Annotated in this window: 10 protein-coding genes; 3 read left to right on the top strand and 7 right to left on the bottom strand. The window is 69.8% G+C overall.

The window, feature by feature from the left end; translation table 11 throughout:
* Positions 1-46 precede the first annotated feature (46 nt).
* From murQ to B0675_RS25125, 6 genes are all read right to left on the bottom strand, one after another.
* Positions 47-1,009 (bottom strand): N-acetylmuramic acid 6-phosphate etherase, encoded by a 963-nt coding sequence (gene murQ, locus B0675_RS25150; RefSeq protein ID WP_081221342.1) that lies wholly within the window; start codon positions 1,007-1,009, stop codon positions 47-49.
* Positions 1,010-1,028: 19 nt separating this feature from the next.
* Positions 1,029-1,961, bottom strand: coding sequence for a MurR/RpiR family transcriptional regulator (locus B0675_RS25145; RefSeq protein ID WP_107482727.1), 933 nt, complete (start codon positions 1,959-1,961; stop codon positions 1,029-1,031).
* A gap of 77 nt (positions 1,962-2,038) precedes the next feature.
* Positions 2,039-4,918, bottom strand: coding sequence for an FAD-binding and (Fe-S)-binding domain-containing protein (locus B0675_RS25140; protein ID WP_081221337.1), 2,880 nt, complete (start codon positions 4,916-4,918; stop codon positions 2,039-2,041).
* Between the two features lie 125 nt (positions 4,919-5,043).
* A complete protein-coding gene (locus tag B0675_RS25135) occupies positions 5,044-6,210 on the bottom strand; it encodes an anhydro-N-acetylmuramic acid kinase (protein WP_081221334.1) in 1,167 nt (388 codons plus the stop codon).
* Between the two features lie 166 nt (positions 6,211-6,376).
* Complete coding sequence (locus B0675_RS25130; protein ID WP_081221331.1) at positions 6,377-7,927, bottom strand: sodium:solute symporter; 1,551 nt, start codon at positions 7,925-7,927, stop codon at positions 6,377-6,379.
* Between the two features lie 115 nt (positions 7,928-8,042).
* The gene (locus tag B0675_RS25125) at positions 8,043-9,023 is read right to left on the bottom strand and encodes a BadF/BadG/BcrA/BcrD ATPase family protein (protein ID WP_081221328.1); all 981 of its coding nucleotides are present in this window, start codon (positions 9,021-9,023) and stop codon (positions 8,043-8,045) included.
* A gap of 195 nt (positions 9,024-9,218) precedes the next feature.
* Between B0675_RS25125 and B0675_RS25120 the strand changes: the two genes are divergently transcribed.
* Positions 9,219-10,166, top strand: coding sequence for a MurR/RpiR family transcriptional regulator (locus tag B0675_RS25120; protein ID WP_081221326.1), 948 nt, complete (start codon positions 9,219-9,221; stop codon positions 10,164-10,166).
* Positions 10,167-10,259: 93 nt separating this feature from the next.
* On the opposite strand, the gene B0675_RS25115 is transcribed toward B0675_RS25120, so the two are convergent.
* Complete coding sequence (locus B0675_RS25115) at positions 10,260-11,411, bottom strand: WYL domain-containing protein (RefSeq protein ID WP_081221323.1); 1,152 nt, start codon at positions 11,409-11,411, stop codon at positions 10,260-10,262.
* 100 nt (positions 11,412-11,511) lie between these two features.
* On the opposite strand from B0675_RS25115, the gene B0675_RS25110 reads away from it, so the two are divergent.
* Positions 11,512-12,108, top strand: coding sequence for a DinB family protein (locus tag B0675_RS25110; RefSeq protein ID WP_081221320.1), 597 nt, complete (start codon positions 11,512-11,514; stop codon positions 12,106-12,108).
* A 157-nt stretch (positions 12,109-12,265) separates the two neighbouring features.
* Positions 12,266-13,387 (top strand): winged helix DNA-binding domain-containing protein, encoded by a 1,122-nt coding sequence (locus B0675_RS25105; protein ID WP_081221318.1) that lies wholly within the window; start codon positions 12,266-12,268, stop codon positions 13,385-13,387.
* Positions 13,388-13,448 lie beyond the last annotated feature (61 nt).

Below are 13,448 nucleotides of genomic sequence, written 5' to 3'. Positions count from 1 at the left end.
GGCCCGGGCCTCTCCCAGCCGCTCGACGCAGTACAAGACGTACTGGTCAGCGCGTCGCCCGTGCCTGCGCGAGCGCGGGCCGCAGGTGGCCGTCGGACTCTTCGAGGAGTGCGGCAGCGGTGGGACCGTCGACCTCACCCAGAATCGTGAGGATCGCGTTCTTCACCTCGTCACCCGTGGCCGTGAGCGCTGCTTCGATTTCACGGTCCGGCGCCCCCGTGGCCAAGGCGACGATCCGACGGGATCGGGCACGGAGCTTTTCGTTCGAGGCTCGCACGTCGACCATGAGGTTTCCGTAGGTCTTCCCGAGCCGGATCATGACGATCGTCGAGATCATGTTGAGGACGAGCTTCTGGGCTGTTCCGGCCTTCAGCCGGGTGGAGCCGGTGAGCAGTTCGGGTCCGGTGACGATCTCCAGGCCGTGCTCGGCGGCGGCTGCGAGCGCCGATCCCGCGTTGCAGGACAGCCCTACGGTCAGGGCGCCGAGTGCTCGGGCATGTTCCACAGCTCCGATGGCGTAGGGGGTCCGGCCGGAGGCCGAGATGCCCACCACCGTGTCGTTGTCGCACAGGCGCAGTTCATCGAGGTCGGCAGCCGCGAACTCCTTGCTGTCCTCGGCGCCTTCGACCGCTGTGACCATCGCGGAGGCGCCGCCCGCGATGAGGCCGACCACCTCTGCCGGGTCGGTGTTGAAGGTGGGCGGGCACTCGCTGGCGTCGAGGACGCCGAGCCGTCCCGCGGTGCCGGCTCCTGCGTAGATCAGCCTCCCACCACGGGCCATACGCAGGGAGATGGCGTCAATGACGGCGGCGATCTGCGGAAGCCTCTCCGCGACGGCGACTGGGACGCTGCTGTCCTCGCCGTTCATGAGCTTCACGATCTCCTGCGTGGGGAGCGCGTCGATCTCGGCCAGCTCGGGCCGAAAGACTTCCGTGGTCAGGGTGTCGAGCTCAGCGCGCAGCCGGCTGTAGCCCTCGGGAGAGGCGGCGGAGTTCTTGGTGGCAGTCATGGGAGGGCGTTCTGCTTTCTCAATCTTGCGGCGGTTGACGGGGGTTCGGTACGTGGCGGTGTGCGAGCGCTTCGTAGGAGGCGGCGAGTGCTGGAGCCGCCGTCGTGTAGGTGCGCTGGGCGATGCCTACGAAAAGACAGTCGATGAGCAGGAGTTGACCTGTGCGGCTCGACATGGCGGCCGGTCGCAGCTCGCTTTCCCGGGTCGTGGTGGTGGTGAGGAGGTGGTCGGCGTACCGCGCGACGGGTCCGACCGGGTTTCCGGTGATCGCAATGGTCGTGGCCCCGCGTTCGAAGGCAGCCCGAAGCGGCTCGATGACGTCTTCCGTGGAGCCGGAGTCGGTGATGGCGATGGCCACATCCCCTTGGCGGAGCAGCACCGCGTCGGTGACGGCGAGGTGAGGGTCGGTGTGCGCGTGTGCGACGAGACCGATGCGGAGGAGCTTTTGCGCCAGGTCCTGGCCGACGAGGCACGAGGCGCCGATTCCGTAGACGGCGATACGTCGGGCGGTCGACGCTGCGGCGACTGCTGCGGCGAGCTGACGGGTGTCCACGCATGCAGCGGTTTCGGCGAGCGTCTGCTGTTCGTCCCGGGCGAGTTTGGCGACCACGTCGGCGATCGGGTCGTCCACTGCTATGTCACTCGTGACGGCCGGGGCTTGGCCGGACTCCTGCTGGGCGGCCAGCACGCTCAGCGCGACGCGGAGGTCCCGGTAGCCGCTGTAGCCAAGAATGCGGGCGGTGCGGACCACGGTGGCTTCGCTGGTCCCGGCGAGCCGTGCGAGTGCCGTGACGGTGAGGACCGCACATCCCGCCGGATCCCCGACGAGAACTTGGGCGACGTGCCCCACGGAACGGCTCATCGACGGTGCGAGGGTCCGGACCTTGATCGCGAGAGCGGCGGGAGGGGGCGACGCCGGACTTCTGAAAGTTTTCTTCACTTCTCGGATCACTCTTGAAATCTATTTTCACGTGAGGATTTCGTCAACTTTCGAGCCCTGTTGCCTGATGTGAGCTCCAGTGCTCCTGGTCATCGGGTGGCATCGTCGAGCACTTCCAGAACGTGGCGGTAGGTTCGGCCGGTGGCTCGGGTCATGCCCATCTCACAGGTGCGGTTGCACGAGGCGTACGCGTCGTGCTCCCGCTGCTTCACTTCGGCGGCCTGAGCCGCCGTGGCACCCGCCGTGACGTCGGGATGGAGCAGTCCCCTGTCGCCGGCGAAGGCACAGCAGCTCCAGCTGTCGGGAACGGACACCTCGTGGGAGACGGTCTCCGCGAGCGTACGCAATGCGTCGTCGATGCCCAGGTGCACCGTCGAGCAGGTGGGATGCAGGGCCAGGGAGTTCACTTGTCGAGGCTTCGGCAGCGCGGGCAGGATGCGTTCGACGGCGAACTCGACGCTGTCGACGAAGCGCAGCCCCTGATAGCGAGTGCGCTCTTCCGGTGGCAGAGCATCCGCCAGCTGGAGCAGCCCGTGGGTGCAGGAGGAGGCGTCGCAGACGACGGGCAGCCTGCCGTGGTCGGACGCCTTCCACAGGGCGCGCAAGGTGCGTTCCGCCATGGCCCGGTGGCCTCGGGTGAAGCCCTTTGACTGCCATGGCGTGCCACAGCACAGGCCGTCCAGTCCCTCGGGGACCCGCACCGCGATGCCGGCCCGATCGCACAGGGCCAAGAACGCGCCGGCCGCTCCCTGCGGGACCGCGCCGGACGCACCGTCCGTGCTCGACGCGAACAGAGTGCCGATGCACGCTGCGAAGAACACGGCCTGAGCCTGGTCGGGTCGACGGGCCGCCGGACGTGCCGGGCCGCTCCGCGGGATGTCTTCCTGCCAGTCCGGAATCAACTCGGTGGCACCCAGCCCCCTCATGGTCCGCGTGAGGGCACGAGTGACGGGGGCGGGAGCCTTGTGGGCAACCGTGAGAGCGGTGCGTACACCTGCGACCGCACCACTCCAGTGGCGGGCGGTGAACGTGCCGATCGATTGGGCCACGTCGCTGTGCCGCTCGCTGCGCAGCCGCTTCATCACCGCACCCGTGTCGATGGCCACGGGGCACGCCGTCACGCACAGGGAGTCGGCAGCACAACTGTCCACGGCGGCGTAGGCGTAGTCGGCTTCCAGCGCCTCGCGCCGATCGTCGTCGCCCTGCGCCGTCGCCAGGGCGATCTCACGTTGGAGGACGATGCGCTGGCGCGGTGTGGTCGTGGTGTCCGCGGTCGGACAGACCGGTTCGCAGTAGCCGCACTCGACACAGCGGTCGAGGTCCTCGTCGACTGCCGGGACGCTCTTGAGATGGCGCAGATGCGCGATCGGGTCGTCGTCCAGCACGACACCGGGGTTGAGCACCCCGGAAGGATCACAGAGCGTCTTGATGTCCCGCATGACCGCGTAGAGCTCATCGCCGTACTGTCGCCGCACGAAGGGGGCCATGACCCGGCCCGTGCCGTGTTCGGCCTTCAACGTACCGCCGGCGCCGAGCACGAGATCGACCATGTCGTCGGTGAAACGGGCATAGCGCTCGACCTCTGCGGACGAGTCGAAGTCCTGGGTCAGCATGAAGTGCACGTTGCCATCCCGGGCATGCCCGAAGATGACGGTGTTGTCGTAGCCGTGCTGATCGAACAGTCCGATGAGCCCTTCGCACGTCTCGGTGAGCCTGGGCATGGGTACCGCGACGTCTTCGAGCAGCGCGGTGGTGCCGACGGGGCGGGCCGCGGCCACAGCTGTATAGAGGCCCTTCCGGAGGTGCCACAGCTTCGCTCGCGCCTTGGCGTCACGGGTGAACCGTGCGCCGCCGATGACCGGGATCCGCGACAGAGCCGGCCGTGCCGCGGCGAGGACCGTCTCCAGTGCTTCCACCGTGTCTTCGGTGAACTCCACGAGCAGCGCGGCGTGGCTTTCGATCCGGAGCCCCCGTAGTTGTTCGTCTGCGCCTGCGTCCGTCCGGGCCACGCGCAGGGCAGCGGCGTCGAGCAGCTCGGCGGTTCGCGCACCTGCGGCCAGCAGGGCCGGCAGTGCGTCGGTGGCCTCGGCCAGGCCGGGGAACATGAGCAGGCCCGTGGCGGCGTGCGGCATCACCGGAACGGTCCTGAAGACGGCGTGCGACACGAATCCGAGCGTGCCCTCGCTGCCGATCATCAAGTGGGCCAGGATGTCGACCGGCAGAGTGTGGTCGAGGAAGGAGTTGAGGGCGTAGCCCATGGTGTTCTTCATGGAGAACTGGTGCGCGATGGTCGTGCGCGAGCTCTCCGAGGCGCGGATCCGATCACGCAACCGGAGCAGGCCGGCGTGGAGTTCGGGTTCACGCGCGCGCAGGAGACCGTCGGCGTCGTGGGCCGCCGAGTCGACGATCGTGCCCGAAGGGAGAACGAATTCCAGCGATTCCAGCGTGCGGTAGGTGTTGTCCTGGGTACCGCACGTCATGCCGCTGGAGTTGTTGGCCACCACCCCGCCGATCGTGCAGGCCGACTCGCTGGCCGGGTCGGGACCCAGACGTCGGCCGTGGCGGGCGAGCCGTGCGTTCGCCTGGCGGACCGTCAGGCCCGGCTGAACTCTGAGACGCAGCCCGTCGTCGAGTACCTCGGCCTGACGCCAGTGGGTGCGCACGTCGACCAACAGGCCATCGGTTCCTGCCTGGCCGGAAAGGCTGGTGCCGCCGGAGCGCAGGGTCAGAGGCAGACCCGTGGCGCGGGCGGCGGCCATCAGGGCCCCCACTTCCTGGGCGGAGGCCGCACGCACGACGGCCTGCGGGTCCAGCAGATAGTGAGAGGCGTCATGTGCCGCGGCCGCTCGCTGCGGTACGCCCGTCAGGACCCTGGAAGGGTCACTGACACAGGAGCGCAGCAGTTCGGCCAGTTCGTCGGCTCGGTCACCGACGGCGGGGCTGGGTGGGACAACAGATGCAGGGCTCATGGGTCCTTCAGTACGTCGTGGCCGCCAGGGCCGTCCGCGTGCATGCCGGTTGAGAGTTCCTCCGGGCGCCGTGCCTCGCCCGGCCTGCGGTGACGGGGATCCGCCGCCGTCGTTCCGGGGTGACGTCAGCTGACGATGCGCAGACGCCGCGGCGTATCTGCCACCGCAGGCAAGCTGAGGGGGCCGCGTCCTGGCGTGATGTTTCCCAGGATGGATTCGTGGCGGGCACCGGTGGTGGAGGGAAGCGCACCACACACGCCATGGACCGTCAGGAATCCGAGGACGGCGAAGGCCAGCGCCTCCTTCGCGTCGGAAGGCACTCCGAGGTCGTCACTGACCAGCAGACGGACTCCCGGCAGCTCCTCGCCGATCATCGCGGTCATCACCGGGTTGCGCACCCCTCCACCGGACATGATCAGTTCGGTGACGCCGTACGCGCGACAGGCATCGGCGACGGTGACGGCCGTGAGCCGGGTGAGCGTGGCCAGGACGTCATTCTGGTCGGTCACCGGTTCCGCCGCGAGGACGTCCAGCAGGTACGGCAGGTGGAAGAGCTCCTTGCCCGTGCTCTTCGGCGCCGCACGACGGTAGTAGGGGTCTTCGAGCAGGCGCGAGAGCAGTCCTTCGTGGACCTGCCCCGCGGCAGCGCGCTTCCCGTCCTCGTCGTAGTCGCGCGCCCCCTGAGTGAAGTGACGCACCGCGGCATCGACGAGGGCGTTGGCCGGCCCGGTGTCGAAGGCCACGGGGCCCTCGCCCGGCGCGACGACGGTCACGTTGGCGATCCCACCCAGATTCAGAGCCGCCGGCGTCCCGGTGCGGCCCTGCAGGAGAAGGGTGTCGAGCAGGCCGACCAGCGGTGCGCCCTGTCCTCCCGCCGCCACGTCCCGAGCGCGCAGGTCGGAGACAACCGGCAGGCCGGTCGCTTCGGCGATCCAAGCGGGCTGCCCCAGCTGCAGGGTTCCTCGCACGGTGCCGTCCTGCACCCAGTGGTGCACTGTCTGCCCGTGTGACACCACGAGGTCGGCGCCGTCCGGGCACAGTGCGCCGACGGCGTGGACGGCGGCCTGGGCAAAGGCCTGGCCTACCGCGGTGTCGAGCCGGCAGACGTCCTCCATCGTCACAGCGGCAGGCGGCAGCGCGGCGCTGATCCGCCTTCGCACGTCGTCGGGGTAGGCCAGGCTCACGGCGCCGCGAGGCCGCAGCACCAGCGCGTCCCCCTCGACCGTGATGTCAGCCGCGGCAGCCTCGATGGCGTCGTAGGAGGTTCCGGACATCAAGCCGATCACACGCATGACACGCCTCCTTCGCGGCGCCGCAGAGGTCCTGCGGGGGAGACAAGAGTGCCGGCGGCAGTACGACCGGGGGTGCGAATCATGAGTGCTCCAGGATGGGCGGCCCGGGACGCCCTCGGCGACGACGGCCGGGACCGCCCCGGGCCGGGGCGTGATGCGGTGATGCTCAGGCCACGGTCACGGTGTCCGTCGCGGGTTCGTCGGCCGCTCCCGCCGGCTTCGGGACCGGTGCCTTGTGGAACAGGCTCATCACGCCACCCACGATCAGGGTGACGAGGACGCCCAGGGGCACCAGCCACTGCGCCGCGATGGCGGTCGGTACGGTCCCTCCGGCCGCCGTGACATCGATCTTGACGCCGCGTACGACGTACGTCATGACGCCCACGGTGACGAGGAAGGCGATCACGGCGTCGATCTCGTTCGAACGCTTGACGAGCCGGCCCAGCAGGAACGCGCCGAGCAGCGCGCCGTAGGTGTAGCCGGCGATCGTGAGACCGGTGACGTACACGTTGCCGGTACTTGTGCTGAAGGCGCAGGCGAACACGGCCATCAGCGCGGCCCAGACCAGTGTCATCACCCGCGCCAGCTTGAGGAGCGCCTCGTCCGAAGGGGCCCGCTTGAAGAAGGCCTGGATGATGTCCGAGACGGTGGAGTTGGACATGGAGTTCAGCGCGGACGACAGGGAGCCCATGGCGGCGCCCAGGATGCCGGCCACCAGCAGACCGGAGATGCCTACGGGCAAGTCGTGCAGGATGAAGTGCGGGTAGAGATTGTCGGCGCTGTCGAGCCCCATGTCCGCGAAGGTCTTCTGGCTGTTGTAGCTCCACAGCAGCGCACCGACGAGAGAGAACGCGGCGAACTGGACGGCGACGAAAACGCCGGAGCCGATCATGGCCTTCTGGCTGTCACGCAGGCTGTTGGTCGCCAGGATGCGCTGGACGATCAACTGGTCCGAGCCATGGCTCGCCATCGCGAAGATGGCGCCGCCGATGATCGCGGTCGGCAAGGCGAACGAGCTGGTCATGATGTGCGCCAGGTCGAAGTCGGTGTCGAACAGCTTGAACCGGCCGGCGTGCAGAGCGTCGGAGAAGCCTGCCCCGCCCACGTGACCGCTGAGGACGGCGATCGCCAGGATGGCTCCGCCGACGTACAACACCATCTGGATGGCGTCGGTCCAGATGACGGCCTTGATTCCGCCCAGGTACGTGTACAGAACGGTGATCAGCGTCAGCACGATGATGATGAGCTTGTAGCTGGTGTGGACGCCGAGCTCGTCGAGCAGGAGCTTGATGGGGATCGCCGAGGCGAACAGGCGAACGCCTTCCGCGAGCAGCCGGGTGAAGACGAAAGTCACCGAGGCGAGCCCCTGCAGCTTCAGTCCGAAACGCTCCCCCAGGTACTGGTAGGCGCTGACGAACCCTCCACGCTTGTACAGCGGGATGAGGACCGTGGCGACGATCACGCGGCCGATGATGTAGCCGAAGGCAAGTTCGACGTTGCCGAAGCCACCGCCGTTGTAGGCGGCACCCGGCACGCTGATGACGGTCAGAACGCTGGTCTCGGTGGCCACGACCGAGAAACAGACGGTCCACCAGGGCATCTTGCCTTCGCCGACGAAGTACTCCTTCGCCGATCTTTGGCGTCCTGACAGGCGCAGGCCGATCCAGGCGATCGCGATCAGATACGCGACGATCACCAAAAGGTCGAGGTGACGCACGGGCTCACTCCTTTGTGGGGCAGGTGCGGTCGCACCGAGAAGGGACGGCAGGTGCCAGTGCACCGGTGGGGGCGACGGAACGGGGTGGCGTCGACGGCGCGCTGCCCCGTGGCCATCACCCGGTGGACAGAGACGGGGCGATGGCCTCGTGTCGGACACGTTTGACGGACGCCTCGTGCGGCAGTCGGCCGGCGAAGGCGAGGGTGCGCGCTCCAGCCAGCGGGTCACCGAGTGGAGGGACCATGTGCAGGGGGAGGTTCGAGGACGTGATCAGTGCTTCGAACGGGCCGGTCAGCGGCTCGCCGAGGCCGAACAGACCACCCGTGACAGCGACCGGCAGGGAGCGCTGTCCGGCAAGGGTCCGGGCAGCCGCAACCACACTCCGGGCCAGAGCCGTCGCGGCCGCGTGCATGATCTCGCCGGCCGCGCCGTCCCCGGCGGCTGCCGCCAGGCCGACTCGGGGAGCGAACGACGCGGCGACGCGAGCAGGATTCTCTTCGTTGGAAAGAAGGGCAGGAAGCCTGTCCAGGTCTCCGAAGGCTTCGGTCGCATCCTTGCGCAGGACGGTGTCTGCGGCGCGGCCGTCGTGTGCGTGCAGCGCCGCCCGGAGCCCGGCCAGTCCGATCCAGGCGCCACTGCCCTCGTCACCCAGCCAGGGGCCCCATCCGTCGACGCGGGTGAAGGTCCCGTCGTCGCCGATGCCCACGACGACCGCTCCGGTTCCGGCAGCCAGCACCACTCCGGCCTGGGCCCCCAGCGCGCCCGCGTGTGCTGTCACCGCGTCGCTGGTCACGGCGACCTCGTCGGCGGACAGCTGAGCGAGAAGACGTCGGGCCAGCTCTTCCGCAGCGTCGGGCGCCGCAGCGGCGCCGGCCGCTCCGACGGAGACGGCGGCGAGGTGCGTACCGTGCCACTGTCGAAGAATCGGCCTGCTTGCGGCAAGCACCGCGGTCTCGGCGGCGGCGGCACCACCGAGACCGGCCAGGCCGGGGGCGCCGGCCCGCTCGCACAGGAGCAGGGGCTCATCGCTGTGGTCTGTCCAGATCGCGGCGCGACAGCCGGTCTTGCCCAGGTCCACAGCCAGCACGGCTGTCATGCGAAGACTCTCCTATCGGAGACAGGCAGCTGGCCGTCTCGGTTCGTCAGTCCGCAGGGTCGTTCAATGTCCAGCGAGTATCGGAACAGCAACCTCCGCATGTCAATAAGTTACGGGCCATCATTTTTGAAGTTTATTTTTGACCTCCGCCCCGGAACGTCGCTAGGCTTGCGCCATCCACAACAGGAGGACCGCATGGCGCATCCGGCCCCCCGGCGCGACACCGTCGACACCGCGCGAGAAGCGGCGAGCGCAGACATCCTGATGCGCATCCGCGGGGCGCTGCCTTCCCTGGCCCCCTCCGAGCAACGCGTCGCGGAGGCCGTGCTCTCCGATCCAGCCGCGGCCGCGCACCTCCCCATCGGTGCTCTCGGCAACCTGGCAGACACTTCGAGCGCCACCGTCATGCGCTTCTGCCGAGCCATCGGTCTCGCCAAATATCCTCAACTACGACTCGCTCTTGCCAGTGCGGCCGCACGCGAGGACGTCCTGGGCGGCGACAGACCAGCGGTCACCACCGACATCAGCGCGACAGACACACTCGACCGCATCGTCGAGAAGATCATCTACAACGAGGTCCGCGCTCTCGAGGAGACCGGCGCCGGAGTCGACGTCGAGACCCTCGGCCGCGCCATCGACGCCGTGAGCCACGCCCGCCGCGTGGACATCTTCGGCGTCGGAGCCAGCGGCTTCGTGGCACAGGACCTGCACCAGAAACTCCATCGCATCGGCCTGATGGCGTTCATCTGGACCGACACGCACGCCGCGCTGACGGCAGCAGCCCTGCTCAGGCCTGAGGACGTCGCCGTCGCCATCTCGCACTCCGGCACGACGCAGGACACGATCGAGCCCCTCCAGGTCGCAGCGGAACGTGGCGCAACGACCGTCGCTCTCACCAACTTCGCCCGCTCCCCCCTCGCGCGGAGCGCCGACCTGGTGCTCACGACCAGCGTCCGGGAGACCCCGTTCCGCTCCGGTGCCACCGTCAGCCGTATCGCCCAACTCGCCATCATCGACTGCCTCTTCGTCGGAGTGGCCCAACGCTCCTACGACGAGTCGACAACAGCTCTCCAGAAGACCTTCGGCGTGATCCATCGACGCACCCGTCAGCCGGCTTCCCGCCGCTCCCCCGGTGACGACTGAGCCTCAGAAAGAGGTCATGTCCCGCTCTCGCCTCAGCGCGAGAGACCACGGACGCTCCAGGTCAGCGAGCCGGCCCCCGTGGCGTGCGAGGTCTCAGGGGACCACGGAAGGGTCGCTCGCGCCCGCGGGTTCCCCGGTCCCCGCGCGGGACGCGGCGCGAGCGCAACGACGGGCCAGCAGCGCGAAGGCGTCGGCGAGTTCGGCCGGCCCGACCACTTCGATCTCGGTGTCGAACCCGGCGACGGCCGCGGCCAGACCGGCCCACGACCACGAACCGAGGACCAGGCGGCACCGGCCGGGTCCCAGCTCCTCGACGACGCCGTCCCTCGCGTACCCGGAGACGACGGCGGCGGGCAGATCGAGGATCACCTCGCCCCGGCAGGACCAGTCCGCCAAGGGCACCGACCCGCCGGAACCGTCCGAGCCCCCGGCTCCAGTGGAGCCGCGAGACCCGGGCGAACCAGCCACGCCGGCACGCGCGCGAGCCACCGACCCGCGGAACCTGCCGGCGACGAACGCGGCGACGTCTCCTCCCGGCACCTCGCGTGGGGTGAAGCGGGGGCCCCTCGGCGTGCGGGGGTCGATCCGGTCGGCCCGGAAGGTGCGCCAGTCGGCCCGGTCGAGGTCCCACGCGACGAGATACCAGCGTCCGCCCCAGGTCACGAGGTGGTGAGGTTCCGCGCGGCGCGGCGGATCCGGGGCGAGGCCGCCCGCCGGGTGCGGCACCGAGGTGTCCGGGACCGGCGGGGGCGTCCAGGCCGGGCTGTAGTCGAAGCGGACGACCTCGCGGGCGCGCACGGCCGCGCTGAGGGCCAGGAGGACGGCCGGGTCGGCCTGCGGCCTCACCGCCGTCCCCGCTCGGTCCACGGCGGTGACCTGAAGGGCGTCGACGCGATGGCGGAGCCGTGCGGGCATCACCTGCCGGACGGTGCTGAGGGCCCGTACCGCCCCTTCCTCGATGCCCGCACCCGTGACGGCCGCGGTCCGCAGCGCCACGGCGAGGGCCACGGCCTGCTCGTCGTCGAACAGGAGCGGCGGAAGCTCGGTACCTGCGCCGAGGCGGTAGCCACCGTCGGGGCCCTTCGCGGTGCGGATCGGATAGCCGAGCTCGCGCAGCCGGTCGATGTCCCGCCGCACCGTGCGCGGGCTGACGTCCAGGCGCTCGGCCAGCAGCTGCCCCGGCCAGTCCCGGCGGGCCTGGAGGAGCGAGAGCAGGGACAGCAGTCGCGCGGATGTCTTCGGCATGTCCCCGATCGTCCCCCAAGTAGCGGACACATCCTGTCCGCTACTCCTGAGACGGTGGTCTCGTTCGCAACCACCGGACCGACCCGAAGGACCTGATCACATGGCAACGCCTCCCTCGTCCCCTTCCTCCGCCTCGTCCACCGCCGCACTCGACGGCGAGCGGGCCGACCTCCTCGCGGAACTGGCGGCCGTCCGGTCCGCCCTCACCGGCACGGTGCGCGGCCTCACCGACGAGCAGGCCGGAGCGAACCCGACGGTCAGCTCCCTGAGTCTGGGCGGTCTGATCAAACACGTCGCCTCCATCGAGGAGGGCTGGCTGCGCTTCGCCGTGGAGGGCCCGTCGGCGCTGCGCTACGACCTGCCCGCCGGAGTCACCTGGGCGGACATGGCGGCCGGCACGGCGCGTGAGTTCCCGCAGTGGGCGATCGACCACCAGAACAACTTCCGCATGCTGCCCGGCGAGACACTGGCGGACATCGTCAAGCGCTACGAGGAGGTGGCGGCCCGCACCGAGGAGGTCGTCGCCACCGTCCCCGACCTCTCGGCGACGCACCCGCTCCCCGAGGCACCCTGGCACGAGCCCGGCGCCGTGCAGAGCGTGCGCAGGGTCCTGATGCACGTCATCGCCGAGACGGCACAGCACGCCGGGCACGCGGACATCCTCCGCGAGAGCCTCGACGGCCAGAAGGCGACCTGACCGACCTTCGATAGTCAGCCGTCAACTCCTGACAGCTGACTGCTGACTGCCTGACCGGTGTGGAAAGGAACAGTGTGACCAGGACCTGGAAGCCCGTCGGAGGTGCCACGGCATCGCACCCTGCAGCGGCGGGTATCCGCAGGCGGGTGGTGCGGCGATGACGACCGTTCTCGACGACCGGTCGCTCAACCGCGCGACCCTCGCCCGCCAGTTGCTGCTCGACCGTGCCGACCTTCCGACGCACGAGGCGATCGCGCACCTGTGCGGACTCCAGGCGCAGGAACCCCAGGAGCCGTACACCGGGCTGTGGTCACGACTGCGGGCGTTCCAACCGGGTTCTCTGTCCGTCCTGTTGACGGGGCGGAGCGTGGTGCGGGCGCATCTCATGCGGCGCACGGTGCACCTGCTGACGGCGGAGGACGTCCTCGCCTGGCGGTCCCGGCACGACGCCATGCTGCGTCAACGGGTGCTCGGGGTCTACCGGCGTGAGCTCGACGGGGTCGACCTCGACGAACTCGCCTCGGCGGCCTCGGAGTTGATGGCGGACGGTGAGCCGCGTCCGACGTCCGAGGTGGTACGCGTGCTGGCGGCCCGCTGGCCGGAGCCCGGGCGGCGGGCCCTGGGTGAGATGGTGATCGCCGCACTCGTCCCGGTGGCACAGGCTCCACCGCGAGGGCTGTGGCGCACGAAGGCGGGCGTGCGGAACGTCGCACTGGCCTCATGGCTGGGCAGGGAGGTGGACCCTCCGCCGCCGGGCGGCACGGACCCCGTCGGCGAGGCGCTGGTGCGACGCTACCTGGCCGCGTTCGGCCCGGCCTCCTCGGCGGATCTCCGTGCGTGGTGCGGGCTCGCCGGACTCCCGGCCGCGGTGTCCGCCGTACGGGGGGAGTTGGTCTCCTTCCGCGACGAGCGGGGCCGGGAACTCCTGGACCTGCCCGACGCCCCCCGTCCGGACCCGGACACCCCGGCCCCGGTGCGGTTCCTGCCGGCGTTCGACAACGCGATCCTCGGCTACCAGGATCGCGGCCGGATCATCGACGACGCCCACCGCGGCCTGTCGGTGGCCGGCGAACGCGTGGTCCTGATCGACGGCCGTGTCGCGGCGACTTGGCAGTTCACCGGCGCCGGGGTGACCGTCACACCTCTGTACGCACTGTCCCGAGCCACCCGGGACAGCGTGGCGGAGGAGGCCCGAGAGCTGGCGGCGTTTCTTTCCGACGGGGAGACTGAGCGGGTGCGGTGGCAGGAGCCGGCCGGGACGCTGCCCACCGGACGGTGAGCACCTCGCTGTCCACGAGGACCGCCGGGTGCCCACGGCCGACCTGGCTCCCTGTCAGGCA

This window comes from Streptomyces sp. M41(2017) (assembly GCF_002078175.1).
In the GTDB taxonomy this organism is placed as follows: domain Bacteria; phylum Actinomycetota; class Actinomycetes; order Streptomycetales; family Streptomycetaceae; genus Streptomyces.
This window is presented reverse-complemented; position numbering and strand designations above follow the sequence as displayed.

What these genes read in the sequence shown, in the direction of transcription:
- B0675_RS25140 (WP_081221337.1), bottom strand. Translation starts at nt 4,918, where the DNA reads ATGAGCCCTGCATCTGTTGTCCCACCCAGCCCCGCCGTCGGTGACCGA.
- B0675_RS25115 (WP_081221323.1), bottom strand. Translation starts at nt 11,411, where the DNA reads ATGCCGAAGACATCCGCGCGACTGCTGTCCCTGCTCTCGCTCCTCCAG.
- B0675_RS25135 (WP_081221334.1), bottom strand. Translation starts at nt 6,210, where the DNA reads ATGCGTGTGATCGGCTTGATGTCCGGAACCTCCTACGACGCCATCGAG.
- B0675_RS25105 (WP_081221318.1), top strand. Translation starts at nt 12,266, where the DNA reads ATGACGACCGTTCTCGACGACCGGTCGCTCAACCGCGCGACCCTCGCC.
- B0675_RS25120 (WP_081221326.1), top strand. Translation starts at nt 9,219, where the DNA reads ATGGCGCATCCGGCCCCCCGGCGCGACACCGTCGACACCGCGCGAGAA.
- B0675_RS25110 (WP_081221320.1), top strand. Translation starts at nt 11,512, where the DNA reads ATGGCAACGCCTCCCTCGTCCCCTTCCTCCGCCTCGTCCACCGCCGCA.
- B0675_RS25125 (WP_081221328.1), bottom strand. Translation starts at nt 9,023, where the DNA reads ATGACAGCCGTGCTGGCTGTGGACCTGGGCAAGACCGGCTGTCGCGCC.
- murQ (WP_081221342.1), bottom strand. Translation starts at nt 1,009, where the DNA reads ATGACTGCCACCAAGAACTCCGCCGCCTCTCCCGAGGGCTACAGCCGG.